This window comes from Halomonas terrestris, from assembly GCF_049166755.1.
Lineage (GTDB): Bacteria > Pseudomonadota > Gammaproteobacteria > Pseudomonadales > Halomonadaceae > Halomonas.
In genome coordinates this window covers 98,756-123,710 of sequence record NZ_JBMHFZ010000003.1, presented here as the reverse complement: position 1 = coordinate 123,710, position 24,955 = coordinate 98,756, and the positions used below count along the sequence as shown (strand labels likewise).

The following is a 24,955-nucleotide window of genomic DNA, read 5'->3' as shown; positions in this document are numbered from 1 at the left end:
GGTCCTGCCCATCCATCCACGAGGAGAGTCTGCCGTGTTCAGTGCCCTTGACCGTTTTCCGGTCATCCCCGCGAGAGCGGGGGAGTTCGAGACCCCGACCCACGCCGCGGCATTCCGCACGGCACTCGCCAACGCCTGTGAGCGCTGCCACAAGGGGCTCGGAAGGTGAGCCCGGCGCATCGCACACCGCCGCCGATGACGCCCCTGGGCGGCCGCGACATCCTCTTCGTGATGGCGGCCGACGCCGAATACGGTCCGCACCTCAAGCGGCGAATCGAGCCGCTCATGACCGGCGTCGGGCCGGTCGAGGCGGCCGTCGAGCTCAGCGCCGCGCTGGCCACCCTCGCCCGGGACGAGCGCCTGCCGCACCTCGTGGTGTCGCTGGGATCGGCCGGCAGCCGGGTTCTCGAACAGACCGAGATCTACCAGGCGACCGGCGTCTCCTACCGCGACATGGACGCCTCCCCCCTGGGCTTCGAAAAGGGCGCCACGCCCTTTCTCGACCTGCCGGCGACCCTCCCGCTGCCCCTGCGCGTGCCCGGCATTCGGGAGGCCTCGCTGTCGACCGGTGCCAACATCGTCTCGGGCTCGGCCTATGACGCCATCGCCGCCGAGATGGTGGACATGGAAAGCTATGCCTGCCTGCGCGCCTGCATGCGCTTCGGTGTGCCACTCGTCATCCTGCGCGGCATCTCGGACGGCAGGACGGAACTGCGCCACGTCGACGACTGGACGGCATACCTCCACGTGATCGACGAGAAACTGGCCACCGCCGTCGACCGCCTCGGCGAGGCGATCGCCGAAGGCCTCCTGGAGCCGGCTGTCGGGGACACCCCCTGACGGCGGCCGGGAGCCCCTGCGCCAGCTTGCCTCGCTCGGGGCATGGTGTCATCGTCAGCCGGACACGACCATCCACCTGGCCATGGGAGAGTGCGCCTTGTTCATCGCCATGAACCGTTTCCGAGTCAACCCCGAGAGAGTGGAAGAGTTCGAGCAGATCTGGCTGGAGCGGGAAACGCACCTGCAGGGCCTGCCCGGCTTCGTCGAGTTCCACATGCTGCGCGGCCCCGAGAAGGAGGATCACGTGCTCTACGCCTCCCACACCGTCTGGCGCTCGCGCGAGGACTTCGAGGCCTGGACGCACTCCGAGGCCTTTCGCGCGGCGCACGCCAATGCCGGCCAGAGCCGGCGCGAGGGGCTCTACCTGGGCCCGCCGACATTCGAGGGTTTCGAGGTCATCCAGACGATCGGTGACGCCGACGAGGCCTGAATTCGGGAGTGCCTGGCGTGAAGTCCGAGGCGCTGGCAAGGCGGGTCGGCCGGGATCAGGCTCCGCAGCCGCCGTGCTGGTGATCGGCACGCGGCCTGGAGGGACGCCCCTGCGCCGCCGCGACCAGCTCCTCGGCCCCCTCCGGAATATCGCCGCGCTCGGGGCGCGCCGTCATTCCGCGGGGCAGCCGGTACACCTTCAGCCCCGCTCTGAGGAACCGCCCCAGCGTCCGCTGGCCGATCTGTCGAACCAGCAGGTGCGTCACGCCCGCCTGCTCCAGGGCTTCCAGCAGCTTGCAGCGACCGCTGCAGGTGCCGGCGTCCATCGGATTATCGATCCGGCGAGCCTCATGGTCGTCGAGCACCAGCAGATGCGGCGCCTTGCCGAGATGCCCTGACACTCGCCCTTGCGTGTTCATCGGAACAGCCAAGACCATCATTCGATTCCTCCCGTTCGCCACCGACACCGACCATCGATCGACGGTGGCTGTCCCTGCAGCATATCCAGCGCGGGCACGGCACCGCCAGGCCCGGCTGTGCGACATTCTTTCGCATGGCCCCCGTCACGGGCCTTGCGTAGGCTTTGACGCTCCCGAACAGAGGAGTGATCCCCATGCGCCCCATGATCCTGATCCCTGCCCTGGCCCTGGCCCTGGCCCTCGGCAGCCAGGCGACCATTGCCGCCGAGCGCGACGTGTCCGAGCTGTCGACCCCGGTCGTGGTCCTCACCCCGGCGGTGGCCAGAAACGCCGACTCGCTGGACCTTGACGAGACCCAGCGCGAGGCCGTGAAGGAGTGGCTGGCCAGCAGCCCCGCGATACGCGAAGCCCACGAGGACCGCATGGTGGCAGCCCGCGCCGAGCTGCGCGAGATGATCCTGAACAACGCCAGCAGCGAAGCGCGCGAGGCACAGGCCGCGGCCATCGGCAAGATGGAGGCCGAGCTGCTGCTGATGCGATCGAACTGCGTGGACCACTGGCGCGGCGTGCTCGACGAGCGGCAGTTCGCCCAGGCGCTCGAACTCGCCGGCCTGGCCGAGGCGCGCTGATTCGCCGGTTTCTCCAGTCTTCGAGGTCCCGCGCGGGACGACCTCTTGCTCCCGCCGGCATCGCTGGCTCAGCGGTACCACGCCAGGGCGCGGGCCAACTCCTCCCGGTAGCAGGCCTCGTGCCGGGCCGGATCAGGAGGAAGGCGCCCGAGCTCGACCGCCAGCTCGAAGAAGCCCGGCCGGGGCAGGTCGCCGCGGCGGCTGACCACCAGGGCGGCGATCAGCGGGCGGTCGGCGGCGACGTCCTCGCGCATCAGCGTCTCCAGCGCCAGGGCGACGCGCTGGATGGTGCGCGGCGGCGTCAGGCCCAGCGCCTCGGCGGCCTGCTGGTAGGTGATCGGCACGGCGGCGTCGGGCAGTTGCTCGAGCAGCGTACGCAGGCGCGGGGCCAGGGCCGGGTCCGCCATTCTCTCCTCCTCCCTTCACGTGAATTCCAGACAGGCGGTCATCCTCCCGCAGTCGGCCCGGCGATGCGATACCGCGCCTTGGTTTCACAGCGGCAGATGCATAATGGCGCCGCGCAGGCCGCGCGCGTCTGCCCACAGCCTGCCCAGGGTGATGGGCAGGCGGAAGCGGCGCTTGCCCGCCGCACCGGGGTTGAACAGCAGCCGGCCCTCCCGCCATTCGTTGCGCGGCTTGTGGGAGTGGCCGTGGAGCACGGCGTCGCAGGGGGTGGCCGGGTCGACGTCGGCCAGGCGATGCACCAGGTGCAGGCGCCAGCCGTTGACGGTGAGATCCAGGGTCATCGGCAGCGCCTCGGCCCAGGGCGCGGTATCGATATTGCCGCGCACCGCCCTCACCGGGGCCAGCTCGCCCAGCCGCTCGAGGATGGCGGCATCCTCGTCGCGGTGGCCCACGTCGCCCAGGTGCAGGATCAGCCCGCAGCCGGCCAGCAGCGTCAGCGCCTCGGGCCGCAGCAGCCCGTGGGTATCGCTGATCACGCCGATGGGCCGCTCGGCGCTGACCACCGCAGCGGCGCGGCTCGGGGCGAGGTCACGGCCGGTGGGTGGCACTCAGTCCCTTCCAGTCCTCGAGGTCCAGCTCGGGGTTCTCGGCACGAAAGCGGGCATACAGCTCGATGCCGCGCGGGTCCTCGAGGATCTCGACCTGTACGCCCTTCTCGCGCAGCAGGGGTTCGCTCCCCGAGGCATTGGTGACGTCACCCACCACCACCCGCGAGACCCCACGCATGTAGAGCAGCGTCGCGCAGACCTCGCAGGGGCTCAGGGAGGTGAAGAGCGTCGTGCGACCGAAGTCGAGGCGCCCGGCATCGCGAATGGCGGAGGTCTCCCCGTGGTTGTAGGGGTGGTTCTCCTGCACCAGGGTGTTGTGCCCCTTGCCGACGATGCGCCGCGTGGCGTTGTCGATGATCACCGCGCCGATGGGGCAGCCGCCCTCGTCACGGCTCTTCCGGGCCAGCAGCACCGCGATGCGCATCAGGTCGGCATCGCTCAACCGCCGGGCGAAGGCATCGTCCATCAGCACCGGCAGGCCGGCGGTGGGCATGTGGGCGATGGCGGCCAGCGCCGCCTCGGTCACCGGCGCGCCGGCGTTCAACAGCGTCTCCATGGCCTCTCCCCCCCCCCCTCACTTCATCTCGAAGCCGCGCCTGACCAGGAAGTCGCGCATGTGGGGGCGCAGCTTGGTGTCGAACAGCGGCGTCAGGTTCTGCGACCAGGTGGTGTCCTTGGGGCCGCCCTTGCGCGACTGGTAGTAGGCGTACATGGCGTCGTCGTAGGCCGCCACCGCCTCGCTGTCGTCGCGGTAACAGTCCTCCTTGAGGATCGCCTCCACCGGCAGGCGCGGCTTGACGTCGGGGTCGTGGGCCGGATAGCCCAGGCACATGCCGAACACCGGGTAGACGTGGTCGGGCAGCCCCAGCAGGTCGCTGATCTCCTGGGGGTTGTTGCGGATGCCGCCGATGTAGCAGATACCCAGCCCCTCGGACTCCGCGGCTGTGGCCACGTTCTGGGCCATCAGGGCGGTGTCCACGGTGGCCACCAGCAGCTGCTCGGTCATGCCACGCACCACCCGTGCACCGGTGCGCTCGGCGGCGTCGGTGGGGCGCTTCATGTCGGCGCAGAACACCAGGAAGGCGCCGCAGGTGGCCACGTAAGCCTGGCCGCCGGCCAGCTCGGCGATCGCCTCGCGGTTCGCCGGGTTCTTCACGTGGATCACCGAGTAGGCCTGCACGTGGCTGGAGGTGGCCGCCCCCTGGCCGGCGCGGATCAGTGTCTCCAGCAGCTCGCGGGAGACCGGCTGGTCGGTGAACTTGCGGATGGAGCGGTGGGACGTCAACAGCTCGATGGTGGGGTTCATGGGACCTCGTTCGGTGGTTGGCGAAGGCAGGCACCCAGCATAACGCATTGCGCTTCGGTGTCAGCGCATGCACGGATGCTTCCAAGCTAGCGTGGAAAGCGCCCCGCCGCAGCCCCGGGCCCGAGCCGTTATGCTGTGGCGGAGACCCGACCAAGGAGCCGAGATGTCGACGTTTCGCCTGAGGAACCGCCCGCGCGGGGGCCGCTGGCCGGTGGTGCCGGCCTGGCTCGGCGTGCTGCTGCTCGTGGCGGGGGCCGCGCTGATGGGTGGCGCGGGCCCCGGCCACCGGATGGGGCTGGTGCCGCTGGGCACCGCCTTCGACCTGCTGCGCCTGGGGGCCTACCTGGCCGTGGCTGCCGCGGCGCTGGGCCTGCTGGCGCTGGTCATCGCCACGCTCTGCCGGCGACTGCGCCCGGCGCTGGCCGGCCTGCTGGTGATCCTGGCGGTGGCGGGCATGATGGCCGTGCCCTGGCAGATGATGCAGCGCGCCCAGCGCGTGCCGCCGATCCACGACATCACCACCGATACCCACAACCCGCCCGAGTTCGTGACCCTGGCCCCGGCCCGCGAGGCGGCGCCCAATGCGGTGGGCTACACGCCCTCCTTCGCCAGCCAGCAGCGCCGGGCCTATCCGTCGATCCAGCCGCTCGTGCTCGAGCAGCCGCTGGCCAGGGTGCTCAGCGCCGCCGAGGACGCCGCGCGGGAGATGGGCTGGGAGATCGCCGCGCTCACCGACACCACCCTGGAGGCCACCGCGACCACCCGCTGGTTCGGCTTCAAGGACGACGTGGTGATCCGCCTGACCGAGACGGACACGGGGGTGCGTGTGGACGTGCGCTCCGCCTCGCGGATCGGCCGCAGCGACCTGGGCACCAACGCGGCGCGGATCGTGGCGTACATGGACAGGCTGGAAGGTCGACTGGACGGGGGCTAGCGGCGGGGCGCCCGAGACCGCCACTCCTCGAACTCCTCGATCGGCAGTGGCCGGCTGAAGAGGTTGCCCTGGTAGGCGACACACCCCTGCCCGGCGAGGCAATCCCGGATGGCGTGGGTATCCACCCCCTCGGCAATCACCTCCAGGTCGAGGCTCTTCGCCAGCCCCACGATGGTCCGGACGATCACCGCATCCTGGTGCTCCGTGAGCATGTCCTGGACGAACTGCTGGTCGATCTTGAGCTGATCCAGGGGCAGACGCTTGAGGTAGTAGAGCGAGGAGTACCCCGTGCCGAAGTCATCCAGCGAGAAGCTCACGCCCTCGTCCTTGAGTGCGGTCATCCTGTCGATGGTCTGGTCCACGTCGCCCAGCAACAGGCTCTCGGTCAACTCCAGCTTGAGCCGGCAGGGATCGGCTCCGGAGGCTTCGAGCACCTCCAGCACCTGGCCCACGAAGCCGTGATGGTGGAACTCGCGGGCGCTGATGTTCACGGCCAGGCTGAGCCCGGCGGTGTCCGGCCGCCCTGCCCAGTCCGCCAGCCGGGCACAGGCGGCCTCCAGCATGCAGCGCCCGAGCGGCAGTATCAGCCCGCTCTTCTCGGCCACCGGGATGAAGTCGCCCGGCGGGACCAGCCCACGCCGCGGGTGCTGCCAGCGGGCCAGTACCTCGGCCCCCGTCAGCCGTCCCGCCGCGTCGACCTGCGGCTGGAAGTAGGGCAGGAATTCCTGGCCCTGCAACCCCTGGCGCACCTCGATCTCGAGCTCGCTGCGGGCGCTGACGATGGCCTGCATCTCCGGATCGAAATGTCGCTGCACGTTCCGACCCGCGGCCTTGGCCTGGTCCATGGCGAACTCGGCCCGTTTCAGCACATCGCCCACGGAGTCCCCTCGCCCGTCGAACAGCGTGATGCCGATGCTGCCGGTCACCGGGTGCTCGGTGCCGGAAGGGGTATCAGGATGACGCAGGAGTTCCAGGATCTGTTCGCCCACCCGATCGGCCTTGCTGGCGGCCTTGCCGGCTCGTCTGCTGAGCTTGGTCAGGATCACCACGTACTCGTCCCCGCCGAAGCGGCCCACGGTACTGCCCACCGGCGCAGAGGCACCAAGCCGGGCGGCGATCCTGCGCAGCAGGGCATCCCCCTCTTCGTGGCCATGGAGGTCGTTGACCCGCTTGAAGTTGTCCAGGCCGATGAAGAGTACCGCCCCCTTCTGGTTGCCACGGCGGGACTGGATGAGCACCTGCTCCAGGCGATCCTGGATCATGTGCCGGTTGGGAAGCCGGGTCAGGGGATCGTACATGGCCAGGAAGCGGATATCGGACTTCGCCTCCTCGAGCTCCCGGTGGTGAACCGCCTTCAGCTCTTCGCTCAAGCGATGAACCCGCCGTGCGGCGAGGCGCAACTCCATCTGGTCCATGACCACTTGCGCCAGGGATTCCAGCACCCTCACCTTCTCCTGCGGCAACCGCCTCGGCCGCCAGTCGAGGCAGCAGAGCGTCCCCAGGTTATGGTTGTCATGGGTCTTGAGCGGCACCGCGGCATAGAAGCGGAAGCCGTTGGCGCTGGCGACCAGGGAATTGGCCAGGGTGCGCGGGTCGCGGGCGGCATCGGTGACGATATAGGCGTCATCCGACATGATCACCGAGGCACAGAGCCCGGGCTCGCGCGCGACCTGGTCCACCTCGAGGCCGTGACGGGACTTGAACCAGATGCGGTCGGCATCCACCAGGCTGACGATGGCAACGGGCATTTCCAGCACGTGGGCCGCCAGCGCCGTGTGCGATCGAAGGCGCCGTCCGGCGGGGTATCCAGGATCCTGTAGCGGCGCAGGGCCGCCAGTCGCTCACCTTCGCGATCCGGCTCGGTTCGGTTGATCACCATCGCCATCCCCCTTCACCGTTGCTTCCGGGGTGCCCCCGGACAGGCTCACCGCCAGCCCGAACTTCCGGGGACGCCGACTCGCTTGCCGGCCGGGTCGGCACCGCCCCCGTGGCGACGGGAGAGTGACGCGGGGGGTGTGATCAGGGGAATCCTGGCACACGGCGGGATGACCTGATGGAGCCGATCGAAGCTTATTTCATCCTAGCAGCCGCCCATCGGAAATTCCTGACCGGGCCGAGCGGGGCCACCCGGCCGGCAGCGCCTGCTCCGTGCCACGGCGGCAGGAGGATACCCGCCGATATGTTAGCCTGTTGCCATCCAGGCCCGACCACGAGACACGCCATGTTACGCATCTCAAATACGGTGGAACTGGCCGACTGGGAAATCCAGATCAGCCAGATCCGCGCCCAGGGGGCGGGCGGGCAGAACGTCAACAAGGTCGCCTCCGCGGTGCATCTGCGCTTCGACATTCCCGCCTCCAGCCTGCCGCCCTTCTACAAGGAACGCCTGCTGGCGCTCTCCGATCAGCGCATCAGCAAGGAGGGAGTGGTCATCATCAAGGCGCAGAGCTTCCGCACGCTGGAGCTGAACAGGGAAGACGCCCTGGCACGCCTCAGGGAGCTGATCCGCGAGGCGGTGAAGCAGCGCAAGGTGCGCAAGCCCACCAAGCCCACCAAGGGGTCCCAGCGGCGTCGCGTGGACAGCAAGACCCGCAAGGGCAAGACCAAGGCGCTGCGCGGCAAGGTGCCGGTGTGAGCGCCGTGCCGTGGCCTGATGCCCGGAGGATCGCGTGACCATGACCCTGGACCAGCCGACACCCGCCTCCCCCTGCATCCAGGTGTGCCGAATCGCGGACGATACGGGACTCTGCGAGGGCTGCGGGCGCAGCCTCGACGAGATCGCCCGCTGGGGCAGCATGAGCGAGGCCGAACGGGCCGCGGTCATGCTGTGCCTGGTGGCGGCCGCTCACTCCGTGTCGTGATGGCCGCTGGTGAGGATATGGTGGACGCCGGCACACTCCACCATGGGGTCCTCGCAGTTGACGACGATATCCGAGCGCGCGAGCACATAGCCCTTGCCGGTGATGGTGTTCTCCACCACCCGATGCGTGCCCTCCCTTCGCGTCCCGGTGAGCTCGCCGATGAAGCCCGTCTCGCGCAGCGAGACGGTTTCCAGCCGGTCACCCTGCTTGATGCTCCCCTCGTGGTGCATCAGCGCCAGCCGTGCCGAGGTGCCGGTACCGGTGGTGCTGCGGCAGATCACCCCGGGGTGCACGTAGGTCGTCGAGCGTGAGCGGAAGAAATCGTCGGCCACCTGCTCGACCGGCCCCATGAAGTGCAGGAAGGGCAGCGGCCCCACATCGCCCAGGGTGTAGTGGGAGAAGCCGCGCTCGGCCTGGATCGCCTCGACGATCCGGTAGGCACAATCCGCCAGGCTCCGCTCCTCGTCACGGGTCAGGTGGAACCCCAGCTCGGCGGCGTCCACCAGGGCATAGAAGCCGCCACTGTAGGCGACGCTGTAGGTCACGTTGCCGATCGAGGGCACGTGGATGCTGGCCCGGTAGGTGTCGATATAGCTGGGCAGGCCCTCGCAGGTGATCGCCTCCACCACACCGTTCTCCACCACCGCCTCGATGCGCACCAGCCCCGCCGGGGATTCCAGCACGAAGCGCTGGCGCCCCTCCTGCTTGGGCACCAGGCCGCTCTCGAGCACCGCCGTGGCGGTGCAGATGGTATTGGAGCCGGAATAGATGGGATAGCCCATCACCTCCATGATGATGTAGCCCACCGCCGCCTCGGGGTCGGTGGCGGGAACGATCAGGTCCACCGACATCTCGGGAGCCCCGTAGGGCTCGTTCAGCAGCAGCTGACGCAGGCCGTCGGCGTCGTCGCGGAGGTACTCCATCTGTTGCCGGACCGTGGCCCCGGGCAGGGGATCGATGCCCCCGACCACGATGCGGCTGACATCGCCGCCGGCATGGGTATCGATCAGCTTCACCGTCAGCTCGCCGCTCATCAGGAGGCCTCCAGTGCGAAGGGGGCGCCATGGTCGGCCCACTGCGCATCGGGCACGATCACGATCTTGCCCAGGTAGTTGCTGCCGCGATTGACGAAGTAGGTCTCCGCCTGGTGCAGGTCGGACAGCCGGAAGGCCGCATGCAGCACCGGCTTCAGCTGGCCCTCGCGTATCCAGGCCACCAGTTGCTCGGCCTCTTCGCGGGTGCCGTGGGAGACCCCGAAGAGCTGCACCTGATAGAGGTAGACGCGGGTCCACATGATCTCGCTGAGGTTGCCCCCGCTGGCGCCGGCGATGGAGAGCCGCGGATAGCTGTCGCGGCGCTTCATGTCGAAGATCATGGTGTCGATGAAGCGGTCGGTCATCTCGCCGCCGACCAGGTCCATCACCGCGTCGATGGGCTCGCCCCCGGTCAGCTCGCTGACCTGCTCGGTGAAGTCCTCCATGTTCGAGCGATCGAGCACGGCCTCGGCACCGAGCGCGAGCAGCGCATCGGACTTGTCGCGCTGGCTCAGCGCATAGGGGATCGCGCCGACGATGCGGCACAGCTGTATCAGCGCCGTGCCCACCCCGCCGCTGGCGCCGGTGACCAGCACCCGTTCACCGGCCTTCACGCCGGCCGAGGTCATCATGTGATAGGCGGTCTGGTAGGAGCACATGCCCATGGCCGCGAGTTCGGCATCGGCGAGCTCGGGGTTGGGCACGTGATGGAACTGGTCGGAGGGCACGGCGATGTACTCGGCGAAGCCTCCGTCGGCACCGTGACCGTAGTAGTCGGGCATGAGGTTGAGGTCGCGGCGGGCGTCCGGGTAGAGGTTGAAGTCCAGCAGCCCGCGCTCGCCGATGCGCGAGGCATCCACCCCTTCGCCCACGGCGACCACGCGCCCGGCCACGTCGGCGCCCTGAATGCGCGGGAAGGTCAGGGTCGGCGTGCCGCCCATGGCGAAGGAGGTCACCTCGCCCTTGTCCCGGGTCGGGTAGAGGCCCTCCCGGGCCTTGCGGTCGGTGTTGTTCTTCGCCGTCGCGGTGACGCGCACCAGCACCTCGCCCGACCCGGGGGTGGGGGTGGGCACGTCCTGATGGTAGACCAGCTTGTCGATGCCACCATGCCCGGTCAGCAGCATGGCCGCCATGGTGGCGGGAACATTCTCCGGAAGCGTATCGGGTGCCACTTTTCCAACCTCCTGGCATGAGTAGGCTTTCACGACTGACCCTGGCAGACTCTCGATCGGTCACCGTTGATGACTCTGGCCTGCGGGCCATGCCCGCTCGATGCCAACCGGCTTCTCGGTGGCCGAACGGGCTGACGGCAGATTGAAACATGACCGCCGTTGCACTGAACATCGCGAATCCGAAGGATTCTTTCTGAATTTCACCCCGTGAGTATGCGTTCTTCCTGCCCGGCCGCTGGCGCCCTGCACGACGGCCCGACCATGGCCCCGGGGGCGTCGACGGCGAACCGGGAGCGGCCGGCAGGGATTACCCGGCATTGGATTTCCCGGCCCGGAATGGCTATAGATGGAGGTCGATTCCCGGAAGATGGAGCCCCGACCCCATGAGCCTCGAGAACGTGCAGGCCTTTCTTGCCGAGAAGGCGCCGGACATCGAGATACTGGAACTCGCCACCAGCACCGCCACCGTGACGCTCGCCGCCGAGGCCCATGGCGTGGCGCCCGGACAGATCGCCAAGACGCTGGCCTTCCGTATCGGCGAACGACAGGTACTGGTGGTGGCCAGCGGCGATGCCCGCGTCGACAACCGCAAGATGCGCACCACCTTCGACGCCAAGGCGAAGATGCTGGATGCCGAGACGGTACTCGAACTGACCGGCCATCCCGTGGGTGGCGTCTGCCCCTTCGGGCTGGCCACCCCCCTGCCGGTCTACTGCGACGCGTCACTCAGGGCCTACACCGAGGTGCTGCCCGCCGCCGGCTCGCCGCACAGCGCCGTACGCCTCTGCCCCGAGCGGCTGGCGGAACTGGTCGAGGCCGAGTGGGTGGATGTCTGCAAGCTGCCCGTGGCCATGGAAGGCTAGGCGAGCCCGGGCCGCATCAGCGGCCGCCGTCCACGTTGATGAAGGAGCCGGTGGAGTAGGAGGCCTCGTCGGAGGCCAGCCACAGGATCGCCCTGGCGACTTCCTCGGGGTAGCCACCGCGCTGCATGGGCACGCTGTCCTTGAGGCGATCCACCCGGTCGGGCTGTCCGCCGCTGCCGTGGATATCGGTGTAGATCAGCCCGGGGCGCACGGCGTTGACCCGGATTCCCTCGTCGGCGACCTCCTTGGCCAGGCCGATCGTGAAGGTATCGATGGCCCCCTTGGCGGCGGCGTAGTCGACGAACTCGTTGGGGCCTCCCAGGCGCGAGGCCGCCGAGGAGAGGTTGACGATGGCGCCACCGGCGCCTCCCCGCTTCGTCGACATGCGGTGTACCGCTTCCCGGGCACACAGGAAGCTGCCGGTGACGTTGACGGCCAGGACCCGTGCCAGGCGCTCGGCATCCATGGCCTCGACACGGCTCCGGGTCTCCAGGATGCCGGCATTGTTGACCAGCACGCCCACCGGACCGAGGGCGCGATCGACGCTCTCGAACAGCCCCACCACGTCGCGCTCGACGCTGACGTCCGCCGCCAAGGCAATGGCCTCACCGCCGTCGCGAGTGATCTCGGCCACGACCTCGTCGGCCGCCTGGCGATTGCCGCGGTAGGTAAGACAGACCCGATACCCCTTCCGTGCCGCCAGCTTCGCCGTGGCGGCGCCGATTCCCCGGCTACCGCCGGTGATGATCATGACCTCGTGCATCGTGCTTCTCCTCGTCTGCCTGATCGTGATGGGAGCCGATTGCCCCCCGTGGAGGATATCCCGTCAACAGGATCGTGCGACAATTCGCGCATCGCCAACGATTCCATGGAGCGGACATGCTGGCCTTCCACATCCGGCCCCCCCTTCGGGTGACCCTGACCTACTTCCTCGTCTTCCTTGCCATCGGCATGAGTGGCGGCCTGCTGGGGCCGGCACTGCCGCACCTGGCCGAGATGACCGACTCGACCATGGGCCAGATCGCCATCCTGTTCACCGCCCGGGCACTGGGCAACATGCTCGGCTCGGTGGTCGCGGGCATGCTGGTGGACCGCTTCCCGGGCCACCGGGTGCTGATCGGCATGGCCCTGCTGATGGCGACAGGGCTCCTGCTGGTCCCCTTCAGCCAGGCCCTGGCGATGCTGACGGCCGTGGTCTTCCTGCTCGGCTTCAGTGAGGTCTCGATCAATGCGGGGGCCAACACCCTGCTGCTGTGGACCCATGGTACGGCCTCGGCACCCTGGATCAGCGCCCTGCACTTCTGCTTCGGGCTCGGCAACATGCTGGTACCGCTGGTGCTGGTGGCCGCCCTGGCGCTGACCGGGCACTTCGCCTGGGCCTTCTGGGTGGTGGTGCTCTACGTCCTGCTGCTGCTCTGGCCGCTGGCGCGGCTGGAGAGCCCGACCCCGCCGTCGCGCGAGCCGGATGCCGGGCGCCCGGCACCCCCTGCGGACCCCTGGCGGCTGGCGATCTTTCTGCTGATGTTCGGCCTCTACGTGGGCATGGAGATCACCTTCGCCGGCTGGATCACCGCTTACGGCACCCTCGGCGGCATGACCTCGAGCGATGCCGCCCTGCTGGTCACGCTGTTCTGGCTGACGCTCTCGGCCGGGCGCCTGCTGGCCATCCCGCTGCTCGGGTGGCTCTCGCCCTGGACGGTGCTGTGCGGTTGCCTCGGGCTGGGCCTGGCCACTGCGCTGTCCCTGCATTTCGCCGGGCTGCCGCTGCAGGTGGCGTCCCTGCTGTTCGGGCTCTCGGCGTCGGCGATCTTTCCCACCCTGTTCGGGCTGAGCAACCAGCTGATGACCATGCGCGGGCGCACCACCGGGCTGATCTTCCTCGCCGGCGGCATCGGCGCCATGGCCGTGCCGTCGCTGACCGGCCCGCTGCTGGAGCGGGCCGGCACCCCGGCCTTTCCGTTGCTTCTCGCCGGCCTCGTGGCACTGCTGATGGTGGGGCTCATCGCCCTGTGGGCGCGGGTGAGACACTCGACGGCGTGATCACCCGGGCCAAGGTCAATGCCGCTTGACCCGCCAGATACGCCAGGCCAGCAGGGCGATGATCAGTATCCCCAGGGGGCCGAGCACCGAGGCGGCCACGCTCGGGACGATCGGCACCCCCAGGGCATCCAGGCTCTGCAGGCCCAGCTTGAAGAGGCTGAAGAGGTAGTAGCTGATGACGATGATGGACAGCCCTTCGACCGCCTTCTGGATCTTCAGCTGACTGCTGCTTCGCTCGTTGAGGCTCTGCAGGATCTCGGAGTTCTGCTCCTCGATCTCCACCTGGGCCCGGGTCCGCAGCAGGTCGTTGAGCCGGGCCACGCTCTCCGCCAGGCTCTCCTGGCGCCGGTCGATCGCCGCACAGTAGTGCACCGTGGGTCGGAAGCGGCGCAGGATGAAGGTACCCAGGCGCGGACAGTCGCCGACCCGGGTCTCGCGCAGCTCCTCGATGCGAGTGTAGACGATGCGCGCGTAGGCCTCGGTGGCACTGAAGCGCTGCCGTGAGCGGGCACCACTGCGCTCGAGGCGCGCCGACAGCGACGAGATGGCCGCCAGCAGCGGGCGCGAACTCTCCTCCTGCTGCTCGGCATTGCGATCCGAGAGTTCACCGAGCTCCACCTCGTAGTTGCGCAGCTCGGCCCCCAGCTCCTTGGCCAGCGGCAGCGCCAGCGAGGCCATCATGCGATAGGTCTCGATTTCCAGCAGCCGTCGGGTCATGCGTCCCAGGCGGAAGTCGTCGAGGCCACGGTTCACCAGCAGGATGCGGTTGATGCCCTCGTCCGTGAGGCGGAAGTCGCTCCATATCGTGGCGTCGCCATCCCCCACGCTGGAGCCGGCCGGGTCGCGGAAGCCGTAGGCCTCGGCTTCCCCGGGCCACGCCGCCTCCGACTCCACCAGGATCAGGCTGGCATTGATCAGTACCCGCTGATACTGCGCCGCCATCTCCGCCAGCAGGGGTGGCGGGGCGGGCCATGTCTCGCCATGGCCGTGTCGGGGCACCAGCAGGGTCAGGGTGAAGAACTCGGTATGGCGCTCCCACTTCAGGACCTGGCCCTCGAGTTCGATGATCTCCTGGGCGGCCTCGACATCCGGGTGCCTGCCGGTGAGCTCGCCGAGCCGGGCAAGCATGGCATCGCAGGTGTCTTCGCTGTCGAGGAAGGCGTAGTGGTACAGGTGCGCCGGCTCCGCGAAGTAGATCGAGGGTCGGGCATGGAGCTCGTTGTGCAGGCGTTCCCGCTGTGGATGCATGGTCAGGGTCTCGAGAAAGTCGTGACTTCCGAGACTACGGCGTACCACCATGCTGGCCAACCACCCTGCGTCAACGCGTCCCGCTCCCTGGTCGCGTCACAGCCACTTCCGGCGTCGGAACACCCAGAGCAGGCCGACGCCGAGGGCGAGCATCACGACCAGCACGATGAAGTAGGCGTGACGGTAGCCGAGTTCCGGCATGTGCTCGAAGTTCATGCCGTAGACGCCGGCGATGAAGGTCAGCGGCACGAAGATGGACATCATCACCGTGAGGATGCGCATGGTGGTGTTGAGCTGGTGCGACGAGATCGAGAGATAGCCGTCCACCAGGTCGCCGCAGATGTCGTAGTACATCTGGGTCAGGCTGTGGAGCCGCTCGAAGCGCTCGAAGACGTCGTTGATGGCGTGCAGGGTCGCCGGGTTCTCGCGGGGCAGGTGGCGGTAGTCGTAGGCGATCAGTTCCTGGGTGATGCCCTGGTGGTAGTTGAACAGCCGGCGCATCTTCACCAGGCGCGACTTGTAGGCGACGATCCGCCGCATCAGGTTGTCGTTGCCGGCCAGTTGCAGTTCGTCCTCCAGGTCGCTGATCTGGGTCTCGAACTCCAGCAGGCTGTCCAGGTAGTAGCCGGCGGAGGTGTACATGATCCGCAGCACCACATGCTCCGGCGACTCCACGAGCAAGGCCCCGCCCTCCTGGGCGAAAAGCCGCTCGATGCTGGCGGCCTTGCCGGGGTGCAGGCTGATCAGGTAGTCCGCGCCGAGGAAGAAGGCCATCTGCTGGGGTTCGTAGTTGAGCTCGGCGTCGAACGACGAGATGCCCCGGTAGATGATCAGGGTATGGTGCTCGAACTCCTCGATCTTGGGGGGGTGACGCTCGCGATGCGCATCATCGATGGCCAGCGGGTGGCTGTCGAACCGCTCCAGCAGGCTCCGCTCCGTCTCCCGGGTCTCGCCCTGGAGGTCGATCCACAACCGGCTGCCGGCCTCCCGGCGCCAGCGCTCGATCAGGGCCTCATCGCCGGAGAGGATCCGGCCATCGGTGGTCGCCAGCATGGTGCGGATCATGGGCACTCCGTCCGTGGGGGGTTGCCTCGACCATAGGCCAAGCCGGCCCCGGTTGCACTGGCCGACCGCCATCGGCGACCGACGAACGTCCTCATCACCGGACGTCGGCAGGCCAGGCGCTTCCTGCCCGGGACTCCATGGCGGCGTCACGAGGACGCACAGGGTCGGCCCGGAAGGGGGTGGGCATGCGCCCGACGAGACGCCGGGGCCCGGGCTGCGCTAGTCTATCGCCTGGAGGCCCCGCCAGGGCCCTACGCTGTCAGGCGACCGATCGAGGCAACAGGGAGAGAATGTCGATGAGTGAGCACGTCTCGCAGGTGATCGTGCCGGTGGATGGATCACCCACGGCCGCGGCCGCGGCACGCCATGCCAGCCTGCTGGCGCGGCTGCTCGATGCGCCGCTGGAACTGCTGCATGTCATGCCGCTCAATCCGGCCGAACTCAGCGACATCCCCGCCAACCGCCAGGTGCATGCCGACCATGACCGCGCCCTGCGCCGCGAGCAGGCCGCCGAGGCCTTCGCCCTGGCGCGCAAGGCCATCGATCCGGCCCTGGCGCTGACGCCCACCGAGGTGATCCTCGAGGACGCCACCTTCATCCGCCATCCCGATCGCGCCATCGTCGCGCACACCCGGCAGCATGCCGACAGCCTCCTGGTACTGGGTGCCCGGCATCTCAGCGATGTGGGCAAGTTCATGCAGGGAAGCGTCAGCAACGAGGTGGTGCACAAGGCCCGCTGCCCGGTGACCATCGTGCATGCCGATGCCAGCGTGCTCGAGGCCTCGCGCATCGGCCGTGTGCTGGTGCCGGTGGATGGTGCTGACCCCTGCCTCAAGGCGGCATCCCTCGCCGGCGACCTGGCACGCAGCGCCGAGGTGCCGGTGGAACTGATCTTCTGCCAGCCCGGAGGGGAAGCCTCCGGCGCCGAGCAGGACGAGGAGAGCCAGGCCCGCCGGGTCTTCCGCCTGGCACGGGAGGCGCTGGGCGAGGTACCGGCCGGCATCGAGGAGGTGCTCACCCACGCTGAACGCATACCCGAGTCGATCGTCGCCAGGGCCCGGCATCATGCCGAGGATACCCCGATGATCGTCATGGGGCGCCGTGGGCTGGGCAAGTGGCGGGAGTCGCTGCTGGGCAGCGTCAGCCATCGGGTGATCGACACGGCACCCTGCCCGGTGACCGTGGTGGTCTGATTCCCCGGGCCCGTGCGGCCTCAGGAGAGGCCGCTGACGTTGCCCTGCGCATCCAGGCCCATGGCCAGTGCCGCGGGGCTCCGGGGCAGGCCGGGCAGGGTCATGATCCGGCCGCAGATGGCCACCACGAAGCCGGCCCCCGCCGACAGCCTCAGCTCGCTCACCCGCAGCAGGTGGCCTTCCACCAGGCCCCCGTCGGCCGGGTCGTCCGAGAAGCTGAACTGGGTGCGGGCGATGCATACCGGCAGGGTGCCGAACCCGTGGCGGGTCAGCTGGTCGAGCTGGTCGCGGGCCAGGGGCGAGAGCGCCACGTCCCGGGCGCCGTAGAGCCGGGTCGCGACGATACGCAGGGCCCGTTCCACGGGGGTGCCGTCGGGATAGAGCAGGGTGCCCCCCGCCGGTTCCGACTCCAGCCGTTCCAGCACCATACGGGCCAGTGGCACGGCCCCCTCGCCGCCGCAGGCCCAGTGGTCGCTGACCACCATCCTCACGCCCAGCGCAGCGCAGCAGGCGGCAAGCCGATCACGCTCCTCGGCAGTGTCCGAGGCAAAGGCATTCAGGGTCACCACCGGTTCGAGGCCGCAGGCCCGTGACACCTCGACCTGCCGGACCAGGTTGCCCAGCCCGCGCTCCAGCCTCTCGATGGAGGGGGTGTTCATCGACTCGCGGCTGGCACCGCCATGGAAGCGCAGCGCCCGCAGGGTACAGACGATCACCACCGCGTCGGGATGGATACCCGACTGGCGCGACTTGATGTCGAGGAACTTCTCCAGCCCCTGGTCGGCGCCGAAGCCCGCCTCGGTGACCACCACCTTGCCCAGCGCCAGGGCCGCTCGGGTGGCCATCAGTGAACTGCAGCCATGGGCGATATTGGCGAAGGGCCCGCCATGGACCAGCACCGGGCTGTGCTCCAGGGTCTGCACCAGGTTGGGGGCCAGCGCATCCCGCAGCAGCACCGCCATGGCGCCGACCGCCTGCAGGTCCGCGGCGGTGACCGGGGTGTCATCGACACGCCAGGCGACCACCATGCGCCCCAGGCGCCGTTGCAGGTCGTCCAGGTCATCCGCCAGGCAGAGGACAGCCATCACCTCGGAGGCGGCGGTGATGTCGAACCCCGTCTCGCACTCGGCACCGTTGCCCAGGCGCGTCCTCACCCGGCGCAGCGAGCGGTCGTTGATATCCAGCACGCGTCGCCACACCACGCGCTCGGGGTCGATGCCCAGTGCATTGCCCCAGTAGAGGTGGTTGTCGATCAGTGCGGCCAGCAGGTTGTGGGCCGCGGTCACCGCATGGAAGTCGCCGTTGAAGTGCAGGTTGATGGCTTCCATGGGGACGACCTGGGCACGGCCACCACCGGCGGCACCGCCCTTCATGCCGAACACGGGCCCCTGGGAGGGTTCGCGCAGGCAGGCCAGCGACGGCACGCCCAGCCGGTTGAGGGCATCCACCAGGCCCACGCAGGCAGTGGTCTTGCCCTCGCCGGCGGGCGTGGGGGTGATCGCCGACACCAGCACCAGCCGGCCTCGGGGCCGTGGCTTCAGGGACTCGAGCAGCTCATGGGAGAGCTTGGCGCGATGGTGGCCAAGGGGAATCAGGCACTCGGGCGCCAGGCCAAGGCGAGACTCGGCCAGCGCGAGTATCGGTTCGAGCCTGGCCCGCCGGGCGATCTCGATGTCCGCAAGCGGGGCACCCGGGTCGGCTGCCTCACGCCCGTCGCAGTTCCGGGGCATGCTTCACCTGCTGGCCGACACCGTCGCCGGCGAGAGGGGCGGCACCTCAGGCGCTGTTCTCGTAGGCAGCCTTGAGGCGATAGAATTCGGCGACGATATCGTCCATGGCGTCGGGATCGTAGTCACACAGGCCGCTGACCACCAGCTTCTTGGAGCCGGTACCGACAGGTTCGCCATCGGCAGTGATGCGGAACTCCAGCAGCGCATCGCCGCGCTTGCCGGTGACCTCCAGCGAGGAACTGGCCAGCTCCAGGGCCGGCGACAGCCCATCGAGTCGCTCCAGCGAGAATCCCATGCTGTCGTAGATCACCAGCGGCCGCCGCGGGTTGAACATCACCCCCTGCTCCTCCATCAGCGGCTTGAGGTAGTGGGGAAAGTTCTTGCCCGAGAACGCCACGTAGCAGCGGGTGAAGGCCTCGACCACCGCCTCGTCACGGGTCGTCTCGCCGCTGCGCTCCACCTCGAGGTACGACTTGCCAGCCTCGTCGCAGATGCGGATCCGGCCATCCTCGTGCTCCTGGAAGCGAAGCGGCGTCCCCTCGCCCACCATGTTGAGGAAACGGAAGCTCATGTGCTGGGAGAGTCCGAAGCGAGCCAGCACCAGGGCGAACAGCAGGTCGCCCGGGACACAGAAGCGGCGTGCATCCGGGTTGTGGATGGGATTGTAGTCGCCGGCGATCCGCTTGGCGAAACGACTGGCCTGCTCCGCGGAGATGCGTACCTGCTCTCCCGTGAGCGTATGGAATTCATCGAGAAACATGCTGCTGTGCCTGCGCTGCGTCATTGGCGATCCGTCTGCTGCCGGCCACTGCCGGCCACTGCCGGAGTGGCAGATGATGCCATAAAACCCGCGGCAACGAAGCCTTCCCGGAGGCTACCATGACACGGGGCAACCTCGGGAGCGGCAACCCATGCCAGGAACGGAACCGGACACATCGCGCATCAGGCGCGCCAGGAGCCGATGGTGGTGGTGGCTGGCCGCCCTGCCCGCGGTGCTCGTCGTCGGCTATCTGGCCGGGGTCAACTGGCTGCTCGACAGCGCCTGGGTGCAGGCGCGGCTGACGCCGCAACCCGGTCTCTCGATCAGCTGGAGCGGCAGCCGCAGCTGGTGGCCCGGACGCCTGCACGTGGAGTCGCTGCAACTGGAACGCCAGGACGACGACCTGCCGCTTCGCCTCGAGGTCGCGTCGGCCACCCTGGAGCTGTCGCTGGCGGCCCTGCTCGCGCGACGACTGGACGTCCGCTCGCTCCAGGCCAGCGGCCTGCGCTCCCTGAGGGTCGGCGAACACGTGCTCGCGGGCGAGGGCAGCCTGGACCTGGCCGGACTGACCCTCGACGAGCGCCGCATCGGGGTCGAGCGCCTGAGCCTGGCGCTCGACGCGGCGACCCTGCACCGTGGCAGCGAACCGCTGGCAAGCGACATCGGCCTGGAGTCGACCCTGGGCGTCGCGCCCTTCGTGCCGGGCGACCATCCCGGCATGGCGGCCTCCCGCTTCGTCTCCGGCGAGCTGGCCATCACCGCTCGGGCCGACGCCTGGCACCTCTTCAACCACTACCTGGGAGGGCTCGACTGGCTGGCCCTGGCCGGGCGCGGCAGCCTCCGCGGGGACCTCGTCCTCGACGAGGGGGTGCTGGCCCCGGGCAGCAGGCTGGTGCTGGACTCCCCCGCCCTGCAGGTGGAACTCGATGAAGCCGCCCTGCTCGCCATCGACCGCCCCCCCGAGGCGTCGCCCGGGGACGCCGCCTCCCCGAACTGGACCCTGCCCCATCAGGCGGGCCCCACCCGGGCCGGCGAACGCTTTCGACTCGCCGGCACCGGCCGGGTCACGGCGGCCGTGAGGGACGAGAAGGGGCAGGCACCGGCACGCCTCGACGTGGAGCTCGATGATCTCGACATGCACCCGGGAACGTCGGCGACGCCCTTCCTGACCAGTCGACACTTCCGCCTCTCGGCCACCCTGCCCCGGGCCGACCTGGCGGTTCCGCCCCGGGCGCCCGAGACGGCCAGCCTGCACTGGGAAGGCGCCGAATTGCCGGACGTGAGCGTCCTGTCCCGCTACCTCCCGGCATCGATTCCCTTCGCACTCCACGGCGGCAGTGCCCGCCTCGACGGCCGGCTCGACTACGCCGAGGATGTGGTGCGCGGCGACTTCGAGCTCGTCGGCAGTGACGTCGCCCTGAGCCTGCTCGGGCAGCGGATCAGCGGCGAGCTGCACCTGGCCCTGCGCCTGCCCGAACTCGACCCGGCCGGACCGCGACTCGACCTGTCCGGCACCCGGCTGGAGGTGCGTGCCGAGGCGGCGCCAGGCGAGCCTCCCATGGTCAGCGAGCTGACCCTCGACGAGGCGCGGCTGACAGCCGGCACCTCCCTGGGCGAGCTCGCCACCCGCCCCGGGATACCGCCACTGGATGGCCAGCTGGCGGTGAGCGGCCGGGTGGATCGGCTGGGGTTCCTCGATGCCTTCCTGTCGGAAGCCCTGGAGGGCCGTGGCCTCGCGCTGGAAGGGGGCGGCGAGCTGGCCGCCCGGCTGATGGTGGTACGGGGGAGACTCGCCCCGGGCAGTCACCTGGGTGTGACGAGTGACGACCTGGCGGTACGCCTGCTCGACATCCATGCCAGCGGGCGCGGCCATCTCGACGCCGAGTGGCTGGATACCGACGCGGGCCCCGTGGCCCGGCTCCAGGCCACCCTGGAGGAGGCCGGCATGCGCCGCCGCTCCGATGGCGCCACGCTGCTCGAGGGGGCCCGCCTGACGATGACCGCCGAGGGGCAGCCGGCGGCGGAAGGGGAGCTCCCCAGGGCACGATCCGTGACCCTGGCCTGGGAGGATGCCACCCTTCCCGACGTGGCCGTACTGGGCCGCTACCTGCCGGCCCCCGCTCTCCACGCGCTGCACGGCGGGAGTGCCGCAAGCCATGGCCGGCTGCGACTCGAGGGGGCGAGCGCCAGCGGGTCGCTCAGGCTTGCCGGGCAGGACATCGCCGGCACCGTGCTCGGCGAGCCCGTCGAGGGAGCACTGGCGGTCGACCTGGCCCTGCGTGAAGCCCTGCTCGACGGCAGCCGGCTCGACCTGTCGGGGACGCGCCTGGAACTGCAGGCCGCGGCCCGGAACGCCGACCAGGGCGAGCGGATGCGCAGTGTGCTGGTCGCCCGCCAGGCGCGCTTCTCCCACCTGCTGGCGTCGGACGAAGCCGGTGTCCCGCGCAGCAGCCGGCTGGTGCTCGAGGGGCTGGTCAGCCGGCTCGGCTTCCTCGACCCCTTCCTGCCCGAGGCCCATGGCCTGGAGATTCGTGGCAATGGCCGGCTCGAGGCCGACCTGCGCCTCCGGGAGGAGGCCCTGGCGCCGGACAGCAGCCTGCGTGTCGATGCAGATGACCTCCGGGTGCGCTTCCTCGACTACGAGGCCAGCGGCCGCGGCACCCTGGCGGTGCGGGTCGAGGGCGAACCGGCCAGCCCCGGCGCGCGCCTGGAGCTCGGGCTGCCACGGTTCGCCCTGACGCGCCTGGGCGAGGAGCAGGCCCATCTGGAAGGCCGCCACTTCAGGCTCGAGACCGCCACCCCGGATTTCCGGCCGGGTGACGGGAAACCGGCCGTGGAGACCTTCACCACCCGGGTGGAGCTGCCCATCGCCGAGGTGACGGACCTGGGCGTCTACAATGCCTATTTCCCCGAATCCGCCGGCCTCGAGCTGCTCTCGGGACGCGCCAGCCTCGAGGCGGAACTGATCCTGGAGGGCATGCACGCCCGGGGTGACCTGACCCTGCAGGCGTTCGGTGCGACGCTGCGACTGGCCGACCAGCGGCTTGCCGGCGACCTTCGCCTGGAGGCTCGGCTGCGCGACGGCAACCTGGCCGAGCGGCGCTTCGATGCCTCGGGCTCACTGCTGCGACTGGACAACGTTTCCCGCGACGATGCCAACGGTCGGCGCGACGCTGGCTGGTGGGCGAGACTCGACCTGGAGGAGGGACAGCTGCTATGGCAACGCCCGCTGGCGATGACATCCCGCTGGGGGGTGGCCATGCGCGACAGCGGCCTGCTGGCGCGGCTGTTCCTTGCCGGTGCCCGGGAGCGTGACTGGCTCGGCCGCCTGCTCACCGTTTCCGGCATTCGCGGCAATGCACGGATCGACCTGGACGAGGACAGCCTGCAGCTGAGTGATGCCCGGCTGGAGGGGGGCAACCTGACCCTGCTGGCCGACCTGGAGATGCGCGACGACACCCTGACGGGCAGCCTCTATGCACGGCTGGGCGCGCTGGGACTCGGCATCGCCCTGGCGGAGGGTGACACCCGACTCCGCTTCCAGGCCCCCCGGCGCTGGTACGAGAGGAGCCGGCGAGGCGATGACGAGGCGATGGGCGATATCGCGCCGGAGGTGTGGCGCGACGCGCTCGACGCCGTCCCTGCGAGCGCGCCCTGAGGCGCCCGGCCCTGTCATCGGGCATGCAGGAAAGGCATGCGGGAGCGGGGCCACAAGTCGCTTCCATGCATGTTGCATCGCATCACGGCATGATAGAATGCCACGCGACTTTCTGACCCCTCCCCCTACTCCTCAGGACATTTCAGCCATGCTGACACCCTGCAGCTCACTACAAAGGCCCCGGCGCCCTGCCTGGTGGTCGGGTACACTCCTGCTCGCCGTTCTGGTTCTGCTGTTCAGCCCCGCCGCCCACGCGGTCACTGGAGAGCTGGACCTGACCGGCTCGATGGTCGGCTTCCTGGCCGTCGCCATCTTCGTCCTCGCCTATGCCCTGGTGATGGGCGAGGAAAAGCTCCACATGCGCAAGTCCAAGCCGGTGCTGGTGGCGGCGGGCCTCATCTGGGGCCTGATCGGCTGGGTCTATGTCAACGCCGGCCTGCCGGACGAGGCCGAGCACGCCTTCCGCGAGACCCTGCTGGAATTCACCGAGCTGATGCTCTTCCTGCTGGTGGCGATGACCTACATCAACGCCATGGAAGAGCGCCGGGTATTCGACGCCCTGCGCTCCTGGATGGTCCGCAAGGGCTTCAGCTACCGCCAGTTGTTCTGGATCACCGGTGTGCTGGCCTTCATCATCTCGCCGATTGCCGACAACCTCACCACCGCGCTGCTGATGTGTGCCGTGGTGACCAAGGTGGCCGAGGGCGACAAGCGCTTCATCAACCTGGCCTGCGTCAACATCGTGGTGGCGGCCAATGCCGGCGGCGCCTTCAGCCCCTTCGGCGACATCACCACCCTGATGGTGTGGCAGGCCGGCATGATCGCCTTCAACGAGTTCTTCGTCCTGCTTCTGCCATCGCTGGTCAACTTCCTGATCCCCGCCGTGGTGATGAGTGCCTTCATCAAGAATCGCAAGCCGGACAGCGTCCAGGAGGATATCTGGCTCAAGCGTGGCGCGCGGCGCATCATCGCCCTGTTCCTGCTCACCGTCGCCACCGCCGTGGCCTGCCATACCCTGCTGAACCTGCCGCCGGTGCTGGGCATGATGACCGGCCTGGGCTACCTGCAGTTCTTCGGCTACTACCTGCGCCGCAGCCTGCCACGCTCGCTGGAGCGCAAGCGTACCCGCTACAGCCAGCGTGGCGACCAGAAGAAGCTCGAACGGCTGGGCAGCGTGGTGCCCTTCGATGTGTTCAGCCGTGTGGCCCGGGCCGAGTGGGATACCCTGCTGTTCTTCTACGGCGTGGTGATGTGCGTCGGTGGCCTCGGCTTCATGGGCTACCTGGGCATGCTCTCCCAGGCGCTCTACACCGGCTGGGACGCCACCTGGGCCAACATCGCCCTGGGCGTGATCTCGGCGGTGGTCGACAACATCCCGGTGATGTTCGCCGTGCTCACCATGCAGCCCGAGATGTCCCATGGCCACTGGCTGCTGATCACGCTGACCGCCGGTGTCGGCGGCAGCCTGCTCTCCATCGGCTCGGCCGCCGGGGTGGCACTGATGGGCCAGGCCCGCGGCAACTACACCTTCATGGGCCACCTGCGCTGGGCGCCGGTGATTGCGCTCGGCTATGCCGCCAGCGTGGTGACCCACCTGTGGCTGAATGCCGGCAGTTTCGCCATCCACGGTTGACCCCCACCCGGCGGCACTTCGCCGCCGGGTTTCTTCCCCTTTCACGCGTTGAAGCAAAAAAAGCTACATTGCCTTCCAGTGATGTAGCCTATCGGGTTATGGTGGCTCGAAAAGGCATAGTCGGATAG

At 69.0% G+C, this 24,955-nt stretch carries 24 protein-coding genes and 1 pseudogene; 11 read left to right on the top strand and 14 right to left on the bottom strand.

What is annotated here, in order from left to right; translation table 11 throughout:
* The first annotated feature begins 165 nt into the window (after positions 1 to 165).
* Both ACOMD9_RS04695 and ACOMD9_RS04690 read left to right on the top strand, forming a co-directional pair.
* Positions 166 to 840 carry a 5'-methylthioadenosine/S-adenosylhomocysteine nucleosidase gene (locus ACOMD9_RS04695; protein WP_421412401.1) on the top strand — a complete coding sequence of 225 codons (675 nt, stop codon included), beginning with the start codon at positions 166 to 168 and terminating at the stop codon, positions 838 to 840.
* 97 nt (positions 841 to 937) lie between these two features.
* Positions 938 to 1,270 carry an antibiotic biosynthesis monooxygenase family protein gene (locus ACOMD9_RS04690; RefSeq protein ID WP_421412400.1) on the top strand — a complete coding sequence of 111 codons (333 nt, stop codon included), beginning with the start codon at positions 938 to 940 and terminating at the stop codon, positions 1,268 to 1,270.
* A 55-nt stretch (positions 1,271 to 1,325) separates the two neighbouring features.
* On the opposite strand, the gene ACOMD9_RS04685 is transcribed toward ACOMD9_RS04690, so the two are convergent.
* Positions 1,326 to 1,709, bottom strand: coding sequence for a NifB/NifX family molybdenum-iron cluster-binding protein (locus ACOMD9_RS04685; RefSeq protein ID WP_421412399.1), 384 nt, complete (start codon positions 1,707 to 1,709; stop codon positions 1,326 to 1,328).
* 173 nt (positions 1,710 to 1,882) lie between these two features.
* On the opposite strand from ACOMD9_RS04685, the gene ACOMD9_RS04680 reads away from it, so the two are divergent.
* Complete coding sequence (locus ACOMD9_RS04680) at positions 1,883 to 2,317, top strand: hypothetical protein (protein WP_421412398.1); 435 nt, start codon at positions 1,883 to 1,885, stop codon at positions 2,315 to 2,317.
* Between the two features lie 68 nt (positions 2,318 to 2,385).
* Here the strand turns inward: ACOMD9_RS04680 and ACOMD9_RS04675 are convergent, their stop codons facing one another.
* The 4 genes from ACOMD9_RS04675 to nfsA all read right to left on the bottom strand — a co-directional run bounded on the left by ACOMD9_RS04675 (position 2,386) and on the right by nfsA (position 4,636).
* Positions 2,386 to 2,724, bottom strand: a complete 339-nt coding sequence (locus ACOMD9_RS04675; RefSeq protein ID WP_421412397.1) for a hypothetical protein — start codon at positions 2,722 to 2,724, stop codon at positions 2,386 to 2,388.
* A gap of 84 nt (positions 2,725 to 2,808) precedes the next feature.
* A complete protein-coding gene (locus ACOMD9_RS04670) occupies positions 2,809 to 3,285 on the bottom strand; it encodes a metallophosphoesterase family protein (protein ID WP_421412667.1) in 477 nt (158 codons plus the stop codon).
* A 25-nt stretch (positions 3,286 to 3,310) separates the two neighbouring features.
* Entirely contained in the window at positions 3,311 to 3,886 is a 576-nt protein-coding gene (locus tag ACOMD9_RS04665; protein ID WP_421412396.1) for a nucleoside deaminase, read from the bottom strand.
* Between the two features lie 18 nt (positions 3,887 to 3,904).
* Complete coding sequence (gene nfsA, locus ACOMD9_RS04660) at positions 3,905 to 4,636, bottom strand: oxygen-insensitive NADPH nitroreductase (protein WP_421412395.1); 732 nt, start codon at positions 4,634 to 4,636, stop codon at positions 3,905 to 3,907.
* Positions 4,637 to 4,799: 163 nt separating this feature from the next.
* On the opposite strand from nfsA, the gene ACOMD9_RS04655 reads away from it, so the two are divergent.
* Complete coding sequence (locus ACOMD9_RS04655) at positions 4,800 to 5,570, top strand: DUF1499 domain-containing protein (protein ID WP_421412394.1); 771 nt, start codon at positions 4,800 to 4,802, stop codon at positions 5,568 to 5,570.
* On the opposite strand, the gene ACOMD9_RS04650 is transcribed toward ACOMD9_RS04655, so the two are convergent.
* Together ACOMD9_RS04650 and ACOMD9_RS04645 are read right to left on the bottom strand one after the other, a co-directional pair.
* Positions 5,567 to 6,868, bottom strand: coding sequence for a putative bifunctional diguanylate cyclase/phosphodiesterase (locus tag ACOMD9_RS04650; RefSeq protein ID WP_421412666.1), 1,302 nt, complete (start codon positions 6,866 to 6,868; stop codon positions 5,567 to 5,569). The two genes, ACOMD9_RS04655 and ACOMD9_RS04650, sit on opposite strands and share 4 nt — an antisense overlap.
* A 129-nt stretch (positions 6,869 to 6,997) precedes the next feature.
* Positions 6,998 to 7,345: pseudogene (locus ACOMD9_RS04645) on the bottom strand (GAF domain-containing protein); the annotation flags it as partial.
* 446 nt (positions 7,346 to 7,791) lie between these two features.
* Between ACOMD9_RS04645 and arfB the strand changes: the two are divergent.
* Positions 7,792 to 8,205 (top strand): alternative ribosome rescue aminoacyl-tRNA hydrolase ArfB, encoded by a 414-nt coding sequence (gene arfB, locus ACOMD9_RS04640; protein WP_421412393.1) that lies wholly within the window; start codon positions 7,792 to 7,794, stop codon positions 8,203 to 8,205.
* 40 nt (positions 8,206 to 8,245) lie between these two features.
* Positions 8,246 to 8,431 (top strand): DUF1289 domain-containing protein, encoded by a 186-nt coding sequence (locus tag ACOMD9_RS04635; RefSeq protein ID WP_421412664.1) that lies wholly within the window; start codon positions 8,246 to 8,248, stop codon positions 8,429 to 8,431.
* Here the strand turns inward: ACOMD9_RS04635 and ACOMD9_RS04630 are convergent.
* Both ACOMD9_RS04630 and ACOMD9_RS04625 read right to left on the bottom strand, forming a co-directional pair.
* Complete coding sequence (locus ACOMD9_RS04630; RefSeq protein ID WP_421412392.1) at positions 8,416 to 9,465, bottom strand: proline racemase family protein; 1,050 nt, start codon at positions 9,463 to 9,465, stop codon at positions 8,416 to 8,418. The two genes, ACOMD9_RS04635 and ACOMD9_RS04630, sit on opposite strands and share 16 nt — an antisense overlap.
* Positions 9,465 to 10,598 carry an alcohol dehydrogenase catalytic domain-containing protein gene (locus tag ACOMD9_RS04625; protein ID WP_421412662.1) on the bottom strand — a complete coding sequence of 378 codons (1,134 nt, stop codon included), beginning with the start codon at positions 10,596 to 10,598 and terminating at the stop codon, positions 9,465 to 9,467. The genes ACOMD9_RS04630 and ACOMD9_RS04625 overlap by 1 nt, the downstream gene beginning before the upstream one ends.
* A gap of 422 nt (positions 10,599 to 11,020) precedes the next feature.
* On the opposite strand from ACOMD9_RS04625, the gene ACOMD9_RS04620 reads away from it, so the two are divergent.
* Positions 11,021 to 11,500 carry a YbaK/EbsC family protein gene (locus ACOMD9_RS04620; RefSeq protein WP_421412391.1) on the top strand — a complete coding sequence of 160 codons (480 nt, stop codon included), beginning with the start codon at positions 11,021 to 11,023 and terminating at the stop codon, positions 11,498 to 11,500.
* A gap of 16 nt (positions 11,501 to 11,516) precedes the next feature.
* Here ACOMD9_RS04620 and ACOMD9_RS04615 read toward each other — a convergent pair whose 3' ends face one another.
* The gene (locus tag ACOMD9_RS04615; protein WP_421412390.1) at positions 11,517 to 12,263 is read right to left on the bottom strand and encodes an SDR family oxidoreductase; all 747 of its coding nucleotides are present in this window, start codon (positions 12,261 to 12,263) and stop codon (positions 11,517 to 11,519) included.
* Between the two features lie 116 nt (positions 12,264 to 12,379).
* Between ACOMD9_RS04615 and ACOMD9_RS04610 the strand changes: the two genes are divergently transcribed.
* The gene (locus tag ACOMD9_RS04610; protein WP_421412389.1) at positions 12,380 to 13,540 is read left to right on the top strand and encodes an MFS transporter; all 1,161 of its coding nucleotides are present in this window, start codon (positions 12,380 to 12,382) and stop codon (positions 13,538 to 13,540) included.
* A 15-nt stretch (positions 13,541 to 13,555) separates the two neighbouring features.
* On the opposite strand, the gene ACOMD9_RS04605 is transcribed toward ACOMD9_RS04610, so the two are convergent.
* Complete coding sequence (locus ACOMD9_RS04605; protein WP_421412388.1) at positions 13,556 to 14,839, bottom strand: DUF3422 domain-containing protein; 1,284 nt, start codon at positions 14,837 to 14,839, stop codon at positions 13,556 to 13,558.
* Between the two features lie 45 nt (positions 14,840 to 14,884).
* A complete protein-coding gene (locus ACOMD9_RS04600) occupies positions 14,885 to 15,853 on the bottom strand; it encodes a magnesium transporter CorA family protein (protein ID WP_421412387.1) in 969 nt (322 codons plus the stop codon).
* Between the two features lie 296 nt (positions 15,854 to 16,149).
* On the opposite strand from ACOMD9_RS04600, the gene ACOMD9_RS04595 reads away from it, so the two are divergent.
* Positions 16,150 to 17,046: a universal stress protein gene (locus ACOMD9_RS04595; RefSeq protein ID WP_421412386.1), complete on the top strand. Its 897-nt coding sequence runs from the start codon at positions 16,150 to 16,152 to the stop codon at positions 17,044 to 17,046.
* Between the two features lie 20 nt (positions 17,047 to 17,066).
* Here the strand turns inward: ACOMD9_RS04595 and ACOMD9_RS04590 are convergent, their stop codons facing one another.
* A complete protein-coding gene (locus tag ACOMD9_RS04590; protein WP_421412385.1) occupies positions 17,067 to 18,776 on the bottom strand; it encodes a formate--tetrahydrofolate ligase in 1,710 nt (569 codons plus the stop codon).
* A 46-nt stretch (positions 18,777 to 18,822) separates the two neighbouring features.
* The gene (locus tag ACOMD9_RS04585; protein ID WP_421412384.1) at positions 18,823 to 19,536 is read right to left on the bottom strand and encodes a DUF3581 domain-containing protein; all 714 of its coding nucleotides are present in this window, start codon (positions 19,534 to 19,536) and stop codon (positions 18,823 to 18,825) included.
* 151 nt (positions 19,537 to 19,687) lie between these two features.
* On the opposite strand from ACOMD9_RS04585, the gene ACOMD9_RS04580 reads away from it, so the two are divergent.
* The gene (locus ACOMD9_RS04580) at positions 19,688 to 23,194 is read left to right on the top strand and encodes a hypothetical protein (protein WP_421412383.1); all 3,507 of its coding nucleotides are present in this window, start codon (positions 19,688 to 19,690) and stop codon (positions 23,192 to 23,194) included.
* Between the two features lie 148 nt (positions 23,195 to 23,342).
* Positions 23,343 to 24,827: a sodium:proton antiporter NhaD gene (gene nhaD, locus ACOMD9_RS04575; RefSeq protein WP_421412382.1), complete on the top strand. Its 1,485-nt coding sequence runs from the start codon at positions 23,343 to 23,345 to the stop codon at positions 24,825 to 24,827.
* Positions 24,828 to 24,955: the final 128 nt, after the last annotated feature.